Here is a 13,850-nt window from a genome sequence, read left to right as displayed (position 1 = left end):
TTCATCCTCTTTTCTTGGCAAGCTCGCTGTACACATCGCCTAGATTTTTATATCCCTCATCGATAGCCTTCTGCAAATAATAAGCCCATATAGACCCTGTCATGATGGCATCTCCAAGGGCATGATGCCGGTTCTTTATCTCAATCCCGCATTCCTCGCATAGTTGATCCAATGTACGTATTGTTTGCGGTCCTGGGGTCAACAGATTGGTCAGAAAGGAGGTGTCAATCATTCGATGCTGAAACCTTTTTTTCATGAGATCCCAAGTGATCTTTCGCATAAACGCCATTTCATGCTTGGAATGGTGGGCAATCAAAATCCTCGATGAGATAAATTGAAAGAATTGCATTAAAACCTCGTGAGCTTCAGGAGCATCCTGCAGCTGCTCATCGGTAATATTGGTTAAAGCACGGATTTCAGGGGAAAGGATGCCATCATTCTTGATTAAGGAATAAAAGGTGTCCTCCTCGCAAAAAGCTGCGCCTTTCATTTTTACAGCACCGATGGATAGGATTTGATCTCCTTTATCCGGATGAAACCCGGTTGTTTCGATATCAAAGACGACGACTTCTAAATCCTTTAGAGGACAGGATAGATCATCCTTTTGACGAACCTCCTTTTCAAGCTGCCGAAGGAAGGAGATGCTTTGTGCGGATGGCTGACCTTGCATGCCGGCCAAGACATTTGAGCTGATCTTTCCGCCCATCCCTCGGAAGAATTGAATAAAATCATTCATCCCCATCGTACTCCTTCCTTTCTGCAAATTTGCGTACATATTCATTCAACAGTTGTCCATCCTTAATGAGTTCCTTTAATTCTTTCCTTTCTGCCTTCGTTAAGCGGTCAATAAATAGATAATGGCCAGATTCATAATCTTTGTGATTCCCAAATTGAATACGGTAATCCTGCAGTCTGATAAATTGCTCGCTGATAGACTTCTTTCTTCCCTCAGATAGGATGGAGGAGGGGAGTGTCTTTAGACGCATTGCAGTGGAGGTTTCCATAAGATTTTCTGATATGGCCAGAATGCGTCCGGCATTAATATAAGGGAATAACCCTGTTTCCTTAATATTTAAAAGACCGGAATAGGCCCCATGTGTCTCGACAAGGAATTGGCCGAGCATATTGACGGCTTTTTTGACATGCATCGTGTTCTCCATCATCCGGCTGATTAACCTTTTATGATGAATAAAGCGGTATGCGGCTGATTTGATCTCCATAAGATAGGCTTCTTCCCCTATGAGGCACCGCCCATCGAGAAAGGTTAAAAGATGACGAATAGATTCCCATGATTGATCATTTGTCCATTCTTCCGCCTGTTCCACCCATTCTTTCCTCGAGCGGCACCAAAAAGGATTGCTTGCCATGACCTTGCCGTCACATAGCTTATAGCCGGTTACCGCCAGTCCAGCTGAAATTTCCTCACCCAGAGAAACGAAGTACAGCTTTGTCTCATCGGAAGAGCTATCATAAATGATGCCGTGGTCTTGGTCGCTCCAAACACCTTGTTCCTTCCGACCCGCACTCCCCATCAAAAAGAAGCAAAAGGGTGAGGGAGGGGGACCATAGATAGAGGAATGAAGCTCCATTGATTTATGAATCGTACGCAGCATGATATCGTCATGGCGTTCATTTAATACAGCAGAAGTGAGGGGAAGCTCCCCTATTCGTTGATCCCGGTAGCTGCGTATATCTAAATAATGATTGGTAACAGCGGACATAGAACCCTCCTTAACAGGCATAACCCCTTGGATGAGAACTCAAATCCAAGGGGGATGCGAAAGTCAGCATTGGAAAGCTGCTATAGGATAGTCGTTGTTTGTCTAGACAATAGAGGTTGATTTCTCAGATGGTGTGATGACGGTGTCTGATTTAAGCTGTTCCGGGTATCCATAAACCCCGTGTTCGCTTATATCAAGACCCATGATTTCTTCTTCTTCTGTCACACGAAGGCCTCCCATGACAGATTTCATGATGTATAACAGAATGTAGGAGACGATGAAGGCGAAAGCGCCGCAAACAGCTACACCTAATGCTTGAACGCCTAATTGTTCGAAACCGCCGCCATAGAACAATCCCGGCTTTCCGACAGAAGCTAGTTCAGTTGTAGCGAAGAAACCAGTGGATAAGGTACCCCAGATTCCGGCTGCTCCGTGAACGGAAAGGGCATAAATCGGATCATCAATCTTACGGGCTTCAAAGAAACGAATACTGTAGAATACGAGAATACCAGCGACAAATCCGATGACAAGAGCACCCCATGTATCAACGAATGCACACGAAGCCGTGATAGCAACGAGACCAGCTAAGGCACCATTAAGCATCATGGATACATCAGCCTTTCCAAGAACCATCCAGGATATCATCATCGCGGCAACCGTTCCAGCTGCAGCGGCAAGGTTCGTGTTCAATGCGACAAATCCGAAGAATCCGGCATCGACTGCGACTGTGCTGCCGGCATTGAAGCCAAACCAGCCAACCCATAAAAGCAATACACTAAGTGCCGTATACACTTGGTTATGACCATATAGATTATTGGCAGAGCCGTCTTTATTGAATTTGCCAATCCGTGGTTTCAGTAGAATGGTTGCAGCAAGGGCTGCCATAGCTCCAGTTAAGTGAACGACAGTTGAACCGGCGAAATCTTGTTTCCCATGTTCGGCTAACCATCCGCCGCCCCAGATCCAATGAGCGATTGGCGGGTAAACCAATACGGCGAATAAAACGGCGAATACGAGGTAAACGCCCATCTTCGCTCTTTCAGCGAATCCGCCGAAAGCGATTGTCATGGCAATTCCAGCAAACGCTGTTTGGAATACAAAGAATACAGATCCATTATAGGCGGCACCTTCAGCCTCCGCACCGGAATAGAAGAAGTCAGATAGACCGATAAACTTGCTTAGTCCGCCGCCATCCCCAAAGATTAATCCGTATCCAACTGCCCAGAAGACAATGGAGGAGATACCGAATGTCAGAATGGTCTTGCCGGCGATATGCCCGGCATTCTTCATTCGAGTGGAGCCTGTCTCCAGCAGGATAAAGCCTCCAATCATCAAAATAACTAAAATTGCAGAAATCATAATCCAGAGGCTGTTCATTAAATATAAAGTTTCTTCCATTAGTCCTCACCTTCCAATTCATTATTTTTCGCTTGCTGCAATTGTATTGTCGCATCAAGGAAAATGGATTTCTACAATGATGTTAGAAATCCTTACATGGATTTTGGATTAGGACTAAGGTAATGCTTTTGCAAGCGGTCTTAGATGGTAAGCTTATATTTTTCGAATCCCGAACTGGGCGTTAATTTGACCTTGAAGCATTTTCTTGCGGAGTGTTGCTTCATCTTCTTTCTTCTTCTTACGTACCATTTCCTTCCTGATTTCAAATGTCTGAACTCCGTCTTCGATTTTCTCAGCAATCTCCATGAGCAGCTCAATATCGGTGAACGAGTATTTTCTGCTTCCCCCAGACGTCCGATCAGGAAAAATCAATTTCCGTTCTTCATAATATCGGATCTGCCTTTCTGTCAATCCGGTCAGTTCTCTGACTACACCAATGGTTATGACCTTTTTGTCCTTGTAGGAAGACTCATGTGTCATCTGTATTCACCTCATTCATAAATATAAATATGGAATATTATCTCACATTGATTGGAATAAAAAAACAGAAAATTCTAATAGCTGGTTATCTTCTTGAAGGCTATTGGTAATGCAAAAAGTCATGCACCTATCTCTCAATAAGATAAAAACATGTGTCAGGACTTCTTCCAAAAATCTTGAGAAAACGCTTCATTGAGAGATAATCATCTATATAGCAAAGATAAAGTGCTTACGTATGAAGGAGGGAGTTATGACATCCTATAAAGAGAAAAAAGTGATTTCGATTGGAATCGTCAGTGAACTTACTGGACTTTCCCTTCGAAAAATCAGATATTACGAAGAGCGCGGGCTGCTTGCTCCCGGACGGACAGAAAAGGGAGTCAGGAAGTATTCTTTTGCTGATGTTGAAACATTGATGAAGATCGCCGAGAAGAGAGAAGAAGGCGTACAAACTTCTGAGATTAAGAAAAAGCTCTTAACAGAAAACAACCGCAAAAAAATCCGCGACGAGATGATCAAAGGTCAGATCAACGCTCAGTTTCAAATGCGAAAATAGGCAAAAACAGCCGTCAGGAAAAACCCTGACGGCTGTTCAATGGGGGAGCAGAGGGGGAATAGAGATAGCGGTTTATCCTGCCGTTTTCTCGTTTGCAGCAGACATGAATAAGGCTTCTAGGAGCCCAATGTAGGCTTCCTTATGGTTAGTGGGGATTTCTCTAGTGAACATATGGCGATGATTCTCGCTGTTTTGCAAAAGACGGAGCAAATCCTCCGCGCGAGATCCGCAATGTCCCAGCAATTCCTCATACAACTCATCCCTTAGTAAATCCAATTGGATGATGAGTTCCGCTAATTGTTCATTTCTTCGATTCTTCATCTCGTTTCACCCTTTCATCCTCAATGATCTTCGCTCCTGAAGAACATGTATTTTCATTAGAATACGAGCATTTTATTCATCTGTCATGTGTTTTGTTAACTTTTCTCACGTATCTTTTTATAAAATGATGAAAGTTATGTTAGATTTACTTACATTTCCTTCCTGGCAGCCTATTCAAAAGGATTTTCTTTTATTTTGCACAAACAGATTTTATATACGATAATAATAGAGAATGAATATGGGCTTGAACGAAACATCAAGGAGGAAAAGCAACATGAATAAACGTTTTACGGCTTTCTTGCTCTTTATTTTGACGGCCACTTTGCTGATTGGCTGCTCAAGTCTTGGAGCAGAGAAGGATGAACGAAAGATTGCGCTGGAAAATGCCCTTGAAGCCATGAAATCTGGAGATTCGGAAAAGATGGAAAAATATGTGGTGGAAGAAGAGGGGGCGGATAGCTCTTCAATGGAAGATACGGTCACGGATTTGGCAGAGGAGAAGAAAGCAGAGGAAGCTCTTGCCTACTTATTTAAGCACTTATCCTATAAGATTGGCGATGTGAAGAAAGAAGAGGAAAATTCAGCAACCATTGCAGTTGAAATGGAGCAAGCTGACTTAAAGGAAGCGACTAGTGCTGCGATGGGCGAGGTTTTCATCCAATCAATGTCCTTAGCATTCTCCGATAAAACGGAGGAAGAGATTGATGCGGAAATGGAAGAATTCTTACTCACCAAGTTTAAGAAAATGGTCGATGACAATCAGGACAACCTCATCACAACGAATGTGGATGTGCATATGAAGAAAGTGGACGGCGAATGGAAGGTGGTCGGGGATGAGGCCTTTTATGATGCTGCCACCGGCGGCATGTTAAGCGCAATCGAGGAATTTGCTGACAGCTTTAATATGGAAGAGAACACAGAGGATGCAGCTAAATAAAGGCTTGAAAGGACAACCAGTTTACCTATGCTGGTTGTCCTTTTTTATTTGAACATGATCGAAGTCACTTATCAATCAATGCAATTTCTCACGGTATAAGGTTACAAAAAGGGGTAAATGAAAAAACATCTAGAGGAAAACCTCTAGGCCAAATGGTATTTTATTTACTTCGTATTCGTAAACCCACCATCAATCCGGATCACTTCCCCGTTAATATACTGAGCCTCTGAGGTAAGAAGGAAGGTGACAAGTTCGGCTACCTCCTCAGGAGTCCCTAACCTTCTTTGAGGAATTCCCTTTGTGGCGTTCTCCTTCATGGAAGGATTTGCTTCATAAAAGGCTTTGACCATCGGCGTTTCTGTTGGACCTGGTGCAATGGCATTGACACGCAGGCCGTCTTTAGCATATTCAGCGACCATGCTCTTTGTCAAACCAATAATTCCATGCTTGGTGGCGGAATAGGTTACGACAGAATCCTGTCCAATAACCCCAGCGCTTGAAGCGGTGTTGACAATAGAGCCGCCGCCGTTTTTAAGCATCGCCTCTGCTACATATCGAACCCCATATAGGGCACCCATTAAATTGATATTGACGATTTGCTGGATCTCTTCAATCTTCGAATTAAGGAAATAAGAACCGCTACCGGAAATCCCTGCATTATTGAAAAAATAGTCAATTGATCCAAAGTGTTCGATTGTTTGTTCAACATAACTCTTCACATCTTCTGGATTTGAAACATCAGCTTTAATAAATAGGGCATCCACTCCATTTTGCTTAGCTGTCTCGACTGTTTCATGACCACCCTTTTCATTGATATCAATGGCAGCAATAATAATCCCCTCTTTGGCTAAACGAATGGCTGCAGCTTGTCCTAAGCCGCTCCCTGCTCCAGTGATAATGGCTGTTTTTCTCATGTTATTACCTCCTTAGTTGTCAAGGCACATACATATGGCACCTGCCATTTTTTACCCTAATAAACGGGAAACAAACTCATAAAGCAAGGCGGAAGGGGAGCAAGCTGAAATGCGTGTTTATCTGAACGCCAGATTCAGAGTTAGAAACAAATAATAGGCTTCCCAAACGTAACGGCAGCGGCCGATAAGAGATAGGAATCTATTATTTTTTTCGATTTGCTAGTACAAATGCATTAATTATCGGTAAATCGAAAATATTAATAGGTTAGAGCATGAACAAGCCTTTCGCCTTTTCATAATGTATGAATGTAAGCTTACACAACTAAATAAAAAGGAGTGTTGTAGATTGTCTAACAAGCACTACTATATGAAGGGGTGCAGACAATACTTTCCGGTTCCGGGAAGTATGAATCAGCTAGATAGTCAAATCATTAACCGTAATTTCCCAAGTGGTTCATCAGGGAATACCCCAGTAACCTTTAGAAGGTTCTCAAAGAAGCAAGTAAAGAATTTCTGTAACTATGACCCTGTGAAAGATTTTGATTGCTGCTTGGAAGAGCATATTGATGCTGTCCCATCTAGGTGGACGAGGGAACAATCGGAGCAAATCAGAATTACGTCTACTAATGTCACCAATGTTATTAACGAGCCGTTTCCTAGGATATCTCCAGACTTGTTTATATGGGATATGTGGCCATTAATGACAAAGGATGGGTCGGTAGCAGAGCTGCCAGGCGGCTGGAGAGTATTGTTTGCCTTATCTGCTCCGAAGAGTGTTCTTCCTGGTAAGCGCCATGATATAGCGAGAATCGCCTACTTCTATTCTCGAAACGGTGCTGATTGGATACAGGGAGGATATGTATTTGCAGAAGGGACTGCTTTTGGTTCAAGACAATGGGCTGGTTCAGCCATGCTTGACGAGGATGGCAGAATCTATTATTTCTATACCGCTACAGGAAGAAGAGGAGAAGCTCAAATCACGTATGAACAACGGATTGCGTTAACGAGCAGTGACTATATTTCCAACCTGGATGGGGTGAGATTAGTCAATTTTGCTCCGCATGAAATTATCTTAGAGCCTGATGGGGTATTATATCAGACACAAGAGCAATCCAGCGGTGGAATCATTTATGCTTTCCGTGACCCATTCTTCTTTAAAGATCCAGCAACAGGCTGTGAGTACTTGTTATTCGAAGGAAATGTCGCCGGAACAGCAAGTGATATTAACTGCGGGCCTAATGTACCGCCTGAAGCAAGATACTATACAGGGAATATTGGTATTGCCCTGCTCCGAAGCGATGATTATTCAGAATGGGAGCTTCTGCCGGCATTGCTTGAGGCAACCTGCAATAATCAGCAAACAGAGCGTCCGCATATCGTTGTAAGAGGAGGAAACTACTATTTATTCACGGATAGTCACAAGTTTACCTTCGCACCTGGACTTGAACCAGGACCTGGACCGGATGGGTTATATGGATTTGTTGCGAGCGGGCTAAGAGGGGATTATGTTCCATTAAATAATGGAGGATTGGTCTTGGCAAACCCTCCGCAGGAGGAGTATCAGGCTTATTCATGGCTTGTTCTTCCTGACTTTTCAGTCCTAAGCTTTATCGATAATTTCAATCTTCAAGGAATTAGTATTGATGAGGTCGGTTTACTGCCGGCAAGATTCCAATTTGCTCACTTTGGAGGGACATTAGCACCGACTGTGCAATTGGAGGTATCAGGTACAGAAACACAGGTTGTGAATGAATTGGATTATGGATTGGTCATGCTTGCTCAATCAGAGAGTCCTAAATGTCACCTGGATTGTGAGGAAGACGATAAAGATTATGAAGATGACTACGAGGACGATTGTGACGGCCGACACTCTCATAGAAGACGCCATAGAAATAATCATAATCACGGAAATGGACATCATGACGGACACTATTGTGATGTAAGACACCCTGAAGATGACTATAGCAGAGACAACGGACACCAAAACAAGCAAAACCATAAGAGAAAGAAAAAGAAAGACTGCGGCTGTAAGTAATGTATAATTGACAAAATGAATCGAAGGAAGGGGTCTTGCAGGGTTGTTTTGCAAGACCTTTTCTCTTTTTAGTGAATAGAGAGACTGATAGATATTATGTTTGTTTTATGGAGATGGCCTTTGAATAATAGATAGCCTTACACCCTTCTAAATCTTCTTCTCGCATGAAGCCTAGTTTAATGGAGGCGTTAATCTTCTCTTCATCAGGGATTTTGATTACCTTAATGAGATCCTTCATTTTCAGCTCCTCTAGTTTCTGCACCGTGGGCTCTGGAAGATATTTTTCTGTCTTTCTAATTTGTCGTTGCAGCTTAAGCCCTTCTTCTATTAACTCTCCTTTTTGATTCACTCCTGCCTGCTTGTCAAAGAATTGATGAAAGACTTCCTTCAAGACGTTCATTTCATCTTCTATCGCCTTTTTTTCTTTGCTTAGAGAATGGTAACGAGCCATCATGTCTGCCGTTATCAGAATATCATTCATGTATTCCCCTCCATATTTATAGCTAGTTTGTACAACATATTTTCTTTTGGCGCATTATATGCCTATCGTGGATATTTCTGAGTCCATGTAAGCCGCTTCCAAAGGAGCATGGACAGTAGGACTGCTTTTTCTGGTCATGCACCATCCGGTTGGGGGAAGTGATAGGCTCTATGCCTTTGTCTGTGCGGGCTGTTTGTTATTTCGTCTTTTAAGTGGCGATTATATAAAGTTTTTAAAATATGTATAGATTCTAGGTTAATAACGGAAACAATATTTCCGCACATTCATAAAGTGGTTATTGTCAGCTTGTATTACAAAATCGAAGGGGCGTTTTTAAATGACTAATAATAATCATCATCATATGAAGGGGTGCAGGCAATATTTCCCTGTTCCTGGAAACACGAATCAACCAACAGGAAACATCAGTAATCGGAATTTTCCGAGTGGCTCATCAGGTAATATGCCAGTCACTTTTAGAAGTTTTTCAAAAAAGCAAGTCAGAGATTTTTGTCATTATGACCCGGTTAAAGATTACGAATGCTGTTTAGAAGAACACTTAGATGCCGTTCCATCTTCTTGGACAAGGGAGCAATCGGAACAAATTAGAATCACTTCTACCAATGTATCGAGTGTCATTAATGAACCTTTCCCTCGTATATCGCCGGATTTAAATATATGGGATATGTGGCCGCTGATGACGAAGGATGGTTCTGTTGCAGAACTGCCAGGCGGGTGGAGAGTCTTATTCGCCTTATCAGCACCAAGGAGCGTCCTTCCAGGTAAGCGTCATGATATCGCTCGAATCGCTTATTTCTATTCTCGAAACGGCTATGATTGGATTCAAGGGGGCGCCTTATTTGAGGAAGGGACAGCCTTTGGTTCAAGACAATGGGCTGGGTCCGCTATGCTTGATGATGATGGCCGTATCTATTATTTCTACACGGCAACAGGAAGAAGAGGAGAAGCACAAATCACGTATGAACAACGCATTGCCTTATCAAGCAGTGATTATATCTCAGACTTAGATGGGGTTAGATTTGTGAACTTTGCTCCTCATGAAATCATTCTTGAGCCGGATGGTGTACTATATCAAACACAAGAGCAATCCAGCGGCGGCATTATTTATGCATTCCGTGACCCATTCTTCTTCAAGGATCCTGCAACCGGATGCGAATATTTATTATTTGAAGGGAATGTAGCGGGGACGGCGAGTGATGTCGATTGTGGTCCTAATGTACCGGAGGAGGCGAGGTATTATACCGGTAATATCGGAATCGCGCTGCTTCGGAATTATGAGTATTCCGAATGGGAGCTTCTCCCTGCGCTCCTTGAAGCAAGCTGCAATAACCAGCAAACAGAGCGCCCTCATATCGTTGTAAGAGGTGGAAATTACTATTTATTCACGGATAGCCATAAGTTCACTTTTGCTCCTGGACTAGTTCCCGGACCTGGACCGGATGGGTTATATGGGTTTGTTGCAAGCGGCCTGCGCGGAAATTATGTCCCTTTAAATAATGGCGGACTTGTCTTAGCGAACCCGCCGCAGGAGGAGTACCAGGCTTATTCCTGGCTTGTTCTTCCGGACTTCTCGGTCTTAAGCTTCATCGATAACTTTAACCTGCAAGGAATCAGCATTGATGAAGTAGGTTTATTGCCGGCCAGCTTCCAATTTGCTCACTTTGGGGGTACGTTAGCGCCGACCATACAATTAGAGGTATCAGGCACCACGACTGCAGTGGTCAATGAATTGCCATATGGCTTAGTCATGTTGGCGCAATCAGAAAGCCCTAAATGTAATCTCGATTGTGAGGAAGACAAGAATGATCACGATGATGATTATGATGATTGCAAAGGAAATCACAAGCACGGAAGAAGACATGGTCATAAACATCATGATGATGTAGACCATCATCACGGACACAATGGAAAAGGCAATAAGAAGGATCAAAAGAAATGTGATTGTCATAAAAAGGACAAGGAATGTGACTGTGATAAAAAGAACAAAAAGAAGAAAAAGAAAAAGAATAAATAAGAAATGTGACGGCATTTAAGCGCTGACCGTTTGAAAGATTCGTTTAATGAGGTCCTGCAAAAGATTAAATCTTTTGTGAGACCTTTTTTTATTTGGATAAAATGATGCTTATCCTCCATTTAACCTCTTCAAGGCCTTCCTCTTTTGAAGATTTCATTCTATAAAGGCAATCATTCATAGCTCATCTAGTTGATTGAAGTTTCGTTTCCATATGCTCCTTTAGAATTGTCACATCATTATGAACCCTCTTTAACCCCCTGTTCCTTTAGGCATAGAATTGCCTTTTCTCCTAATTTCAAGCATTTTTGAGCAGCTCATCGTTAATCAGGGCAATATATAGGTATCATCGTTGTTTTAAAGGGAAAGGTTTATTTCACCTAGATTTAGCTAATGTTGAGGAGAGAATGTAAACCTGAATGGAAGGAGGCTGCATATGATGTGGTCAGCTGCCATGTGGGGAGCTGTTTCTGGTTCAGCAGTATTTGTCGGTGCGATCCTAGCCATGGTGTTTCATTTGTCTGGAAAAATGATTGGGTATGTGATGGCTTTTGGAACAGGTGTATTAATCGGAGCTGCTGCCTATGAATTATTGGGCGATTATGTTGAAAAAGGCGAGATTTTGTCTGTTTCGATTGGATTCATGATTGGTGCTATAACCTTTACACTGCTGAATTCCTATATTTCTAAAAGAGGGGCTGGAGAGCGGAAAAGATCTGGCAGTCAAGGTGAAGGAGGTTTTTCCATTTTTATCGGCACGGTGATGGATGCTATACCGGAGTCCATCATGATTGGAGCAAGTCTGCTTGCGGGGCCTTCAGTCAGTTGGATGCTCGTTGCAGCGATTTTTATTAGCAATATCCCCGAGGGACTTTCCAGCACGACCGGATTGAAGAAGGGCGGGTATCCTGCTTGGAAGATTTATGTCCTGTGGATTGCTGTTATCCTTATATCAGCGCTGGCCTCCTTCTGTGGATATGTCTTTCTGTCTGCAGCATCGGAATCCATTATGGGCGGCATTGCAGCCTTTGCGGCAGGAGGGATAATCGCTATGGTCTCATCGACGATGATGCCGGAAGCCTATGAAAACAGCGGCCCGAGTACTGGATTGATTACCGCTTTTGGATTGCTGCTTTCGCTTATCCTTGATTATTTCTCCGGATGAACTGCGCCTCTGTTCAAGCTTGTGCATTCCATTCACATGAATAGAGAGAAAAGGCTCTGTTTTCATTCAGGGCCTTTTTGTAAGCCTTCTTTCTATTGCTCCAAGTAAAAGTGGTTGAAAAGAGGCTGTTTTTTCCTTATTCTAAAATAACAGACTTTAGAATGTTAACAGTGGAGGCAGTGCAATATGTATAGTTTCAAAAATGATTATAGTGAAGTTGCCCATCCAGCCATCTTGAAGGCAATGGCAGAATCAAATTATGAGCAGGAAGAGGGTTATGGGTATGATTCCTATACGCAAGAGGCCATCCGGCTGTTAAAGGAACAAATTCAAAATCCAGCTGTAGATATTCATTTACTGACTGGGGGAACCCAAACAAATCTTACAGCCATTTCTGCCTTTCTAAAGCCACATCATGCTGTCATCGCACCGCATACGGGCCATATTTATGTCAATGAAGCGGGTGCTATTGAAGCAACTGGCCATAAAGTGATTACCGTACCGGGAGAAGATGGCAAGCTTAAGCCAAATCAGGTGGAAGCTGTTCTCGCAAAACATCCGGACGAACATACAGTCATGCCTAAGCTCGTTTATATCTCGAATCCGACTGAGCTAGGTACGATTTATACAAAAAAGGAACTGCAGGCTTTAAAAACGGTCTGTGAACAAAACCAGCTTTATTTATATGTAGATGGAGCAAGACTTGGCTCCGCCCTCATGTCTTCAAATAACGATATGACATTGGCTGAGTTTGCCGTGTATCCAGATGCCTTTTATATCGGCGGGACGAAAAATGGTGCAATGATGGGAGAGGCTCTTGTGATTCAGCGGGAGGAGCTTAAGGAGGACTTTCGTTATTTAATGAAGCAAAAAGGGGCCATGCTGGCAAAAAGCCGGATCCTTGGCATCCAGTTTTTAGAGCTGTTTAAAGGCCATTTATATTGGGATTTAGCTGACCATGCTAATCACATGGCGATGAAGCTTCAAGAGGGATTGAAGAGAAACGGCATCTCCTTCCTAGCGGAAACTTCAACAAACCAGCTCTTCCCTATTCTTCCAGACAGCGTTATTCTTGAGCTTAAGGAGAACTATTCCTTTTATGTGTGGGAGCAAGTAGACGAGGAATCTTCCGCCATCCGTTTGATAACCTCCTGGGCAACGAGGGAATTGATGGTTGATGCCTTTATTGAGGATGTAAAGTGTCTTATGAAGAATAGGAAGAATAAGAATATTGCCTTTGCGTGAATCGAGAATGCCCCTTCCAATTTATACATTGGAGGGGGTTTTTGTGTGAATGAAAATGATTCATACGTTGAAAATTGATTTAGGAGCTTGTACAGGCAATCCCTTTCTGCACACATAGTATGTAATATAAATCAGAAAGGGGGAATAAGTATGGCTTTGATTAACTATAACCGAAGCATACTAACAAATTTAAGAAATGGCGTATCCATTCCTGTAACGTCAACACCACGGCGTATTATGGAATTCGGCTTATTTATTGATAATCCAGTAAACTTTGTTGAGTTGCTGACAACTGTAGGGTGGGATGTTACGAATGTGGAATCAAGAAGCAACCAACCTAATCAACCAACTCTTCAAATCGAGTTCAGAATGGATGGTACGACGGTCGGAAGCACCACACAGGAATCCATTTCTAATAATGAGGACGAGCCACTCGAGATGACCACGAAATTTCAAACGGTTCTAACGAATGTATCAGCAGGACATCATGTTTTCCAAGTCTTTGTATCTAACACTCAGCCAGAACAAGGGGATATCACCATTTCCGGACCGGCAAACGTTTCAGGTA

Annotated in this window: 14 protein-coding genes; 7 read left to right on the top strand and 7 right to left on the bottom strand. The window is 42.8% G+C overall.

Annotation, left to right across the window (positions count from 1 at the left end; translation table 11 throughout):
- Position 1 precedes the first annotated feature (1 nt).
- The 4 genes from ACI35L_RS07215 to ACI35L_RS07200 form a co-directional block, all read right to left on the bottom strand.
- The gene (locus ACI35L_RS07215; RefSeq protein ID WP_439802556.1) at positions 2-736 is read right to left on the bottom strand and encodes an exonuclease domain-containing protein; all 735 of its coding nucleotides are present in this window, start codon (positions 734-736) and stop codon (positions 2-4) included.
- Positions 729-1,721, bottom strand: coding sequence for a DUF294 nucleotidyltransferase-like domain-containing protein (locus ACI35L_RS07210; protein ID WP_439802555.1), 993 nt, complete (start codon positions 1,719-1,721; stop codon positions 729-731). Before ACI35L_RS07210 ends, ACI35L_RS07215 begins: the two co-directional genes overlap by 8 nt.
- A 102-nt stretch (positions 1,722-1,823) precedes the next feature.
- A complete protein-coding gene (locus tag ACI35L_RS07205) occupies positions 1,824-3,119 on the bottom strand; it encodes an ammonium transporter (protein WP_439802554.1) in 1,296 nt (431 codons plus the stop codon).
- 153 nt (positions 3,120-3,272) lie between these two features.
- Positions 3,273-3,599 carry a MerR family transcriptional regulator gene (locus tag ACI35L_RS07200; RefSeq protein ID WP_439802553.1) on the bottom strand — a complete coding sequence of 109 codons (327 nt, stop codon included), beginning with the start codon at positions 3,597-3,599 and terminating at the stop codon, positions 3,273-3,275.
- A 250-nt stretch (positions 3,600-3,849) separates the two neighbouring features.
- Here ACI35L_RS07200 and ACI35L_RS07195 point away from each other — a divergent pair, with 250 nt between their 5' ends.
- Positions 3,850-4,155: a MerR family transcriptional regulator gene (locus ACI35L_RS07195; RefSeq protein ID WP_049670939.1), complete on the top strand. Its 306-nt coding sequence runs from the start codon at positions 3,850-3,852 to the stop codon at positions 4,153-4,155.
- 72 nt (positions 4,156-4,227) lie between these two features.
- On the opposite strand, the gene ACI35L_RS07190 is transcribed toward ACI35L_RS07195, so the two are convergent.
- Complete coding sequence (locus tag ACI35L_RS07190) at positions 4,228-4,476, bottom strand: hypothetical protein (RefSeq protein WP_439802552.1); 249 nt, start codon at positions 4,474-4,476, stop codon at positions 4,228-4,230.
- A 274-nt stretch (positions 4,477-4,750) separates the two neighbouring features.
- On the opposite strand from ACI35L_RS07190, the gene ACI35L_RS07185 reads away from it, so the two are divergent.
- Complete coding sequence (locus ACI35L_RS07185) at positions 4,751-5,413, top strand: hypothetical protein (RefSeq protein ID WP_439802551.1); 663 nt, start codon at positions 4,751-4,753, stop codon at positions 5,411-5,413.
- Between the two features lie 164 nt (positions 5,414-5,577).
- On the opposite strand, the gene ACI35L_RS07180 is transcribed toward ACI35L_RS07185, so the two are convergent.
- The gene (locus ACI35L_RS07180) at positions 5,578-6,327 is read right to left on the bottom strand and encodes an SDR family NAD(P)-dependent oxidoreductase (RefSeq protein WP_049670936.1); all 750 of its coding nucleotides are present in this window, start codon (positions 6,325-6,327) and stop codon (positions 5,578-5,580) included.
- 346 nt (positions 6,328-6,673) lie between these two features.
- Here ACI35L_RS07180 and ACI35L_RS07175 point away from each other — a divergent pair, with 346 nt between their 5' ends.
- Complete coding sequence (locus ACI35L_RS07175) at positions 6,674-8,362, top strand: glycoside hydrolase family 68 protein (protein ID WP_053103743.1); 1,689 nt, start codon at positions 6,674-6,676, stop codon at positions 8,360-8,362.
- Positions 8,363-8,456: 94 nt separating this feature from the next.
- On the opposite strand, the gene ACI35L_RS07170 is transcribed toward ACI35L_RS07175, so the two are convergent.
- Positions 8,457-8,843 (bottom strand): hypothetical protein, encoded by a 387-nt coding sequence (locus tag ACI35L_RS07170; RefSeq protein ID WP_049670935.1) that lies wholly within the window; start codon positions 8,841-8,843, stop codon positions 8,457-8,459.
- Between the two features lie 337 nt (positions 8,844-9,180).
- Here ACI35L_RS07170 and ACI35L_RS07165 point away from each other — a divergent pair, with 337 nt between their 5' ends.
- From ACI35L_RS07165 to ACI35L_RS07150, 4 genes are all read left to right on the top strand, one after another.
- Positions 9,181-10,875 (top strand): glycoside hydrolase family 68 protein, encoded by a 1,695-nt coding sequence (locus ACI35L_RS07165; protein ID WP_053103742.1) that lies wholly within the window; start codon positions 9,181-9,183, stop codon positions 10,873-10,875.
- A gap of 436 nt (positions 10,876-11,311) precedes the next feature.
- Positions 11,312-12,037, top strand: a complete 726-nt coding sequence (locus tag ACI35L_RS07160; RefSeq protein WP_049670934.1) for a ZIP family metal transporter — start codon at positions 11,312-11,314, stop codon at positions 12,035-12,037.
- A 186-nt stretch (positions 12,038-12,223) separates the two neighbouring features.
- Entirely contained in the window at positions 12,224-13,282 is a 1,059-nt protein-coding gene (locus ACI35L_RS07155) for a threonine aldolase family protein (protein ID WP_439802550.1), read from the top strand.
- Between the two features lie 150 nt (positions 13,283-13,432).
- Positions 13,433-13,850 (top strand): hypothetical protein (locus ACI35L_RS07150; RefSeq protein WP_439802549.1); only part of this gene is annotated, 418 nt, incomplete at its 3' end.

Origin of the sequence: Pradoshia sp. (assembly GCF_051873915.1) — a bacterium.
Lineage (GTDB): Bacteria > Bacillota > Bacilli > Bacillales > Pradoshiaceae > Pradoshia.
Note: the sequence above shows the minus strand (reverse complement) of the source record. Positions and strands in the feature narration are given on the sequence as shown.

Coding starts and splice junctions, on each gene's coding strand:
- ACI35L_RS07215 (WP_439802556.1), bottom strand. CDS start 736: ATGAATGATTTTATTCAATTCTTCCGAGGGATGGGCGGAAAGATCAGC.
- ACI35L_RS07210 (WP_439802555.1), bottom strand. CDS start 1,721: ATGTCCGCTGTTACCAATCATTATTTAGATATACGCAGCTACCGGGAT.
- ACI35L_RS07205 (WP_439802554.1), bottom strand. CDS start 3,119: ATGGAAGAAACTTTATATTTAATGAACAGCCTCTGGATTATGATTTCT.
- ACI35L_RS07200 (WP_439802553.1), bottom strand. CDS start 3,599: ATGACACATGAGTCTTCCTACAAGGACAAAAAGGTCATAACCATTGGT.
- ACI35L_RS07195 (WP_049670939.1), top strand. CDS start 3,850: ATGACATCCTATAAAGAGAAAAAAGTGATTTCGATTGGAATCGTCAGT.
- ACI35L_RS07190 (WP_439802552.1), bottom strand. CDS start 4,476: ATGAAGAATCGAAGAAATGAACAATTAGCGGAACTCATCATCCAATTG.
- ACI35L_RS07185 (WP_439802551.1), top strand. CDS start 4,751: ATGAATAAACGTTTTACGGCTTTCTTGCTCTTTATTTTGACGGCCACT.
- ACI35L_RS07180 (WP_049670936.1), bottom strand. CDS start 6,327: ATGAGAAAAACAGCCATTATCACTGGAGCAGGGAGCGGCTTAGGACAA.
- ACI35L_RS07170 (WP_049670935.1), bottom strand. CDS start 8,843: ATGAATGATATTCTGATAACGGCAGACATGATGGCTCGTTACCATTCT.
- ACI35L_RS07165 (WP_053103742.1), top strand. CDS start 9,181: ATGACTAATAATAATCATCATCATATGAAGGGGTGCAGGCAATATTTC.
- ACI35L_RS07160 (WP_049670934.1), top strand. CDS start 11,312: ATGTGGTCAGCTGCCATGTGGGGAGCTGTTTCTGGTTCAGCAGTATTT.
- ACI35L_RS07155 (WP_439802550.1), top strand. CDS start 12,224: ATGTATAGTTTCAAAAATGATTATAGTGAAGTTGCCCATCCAGCCATC.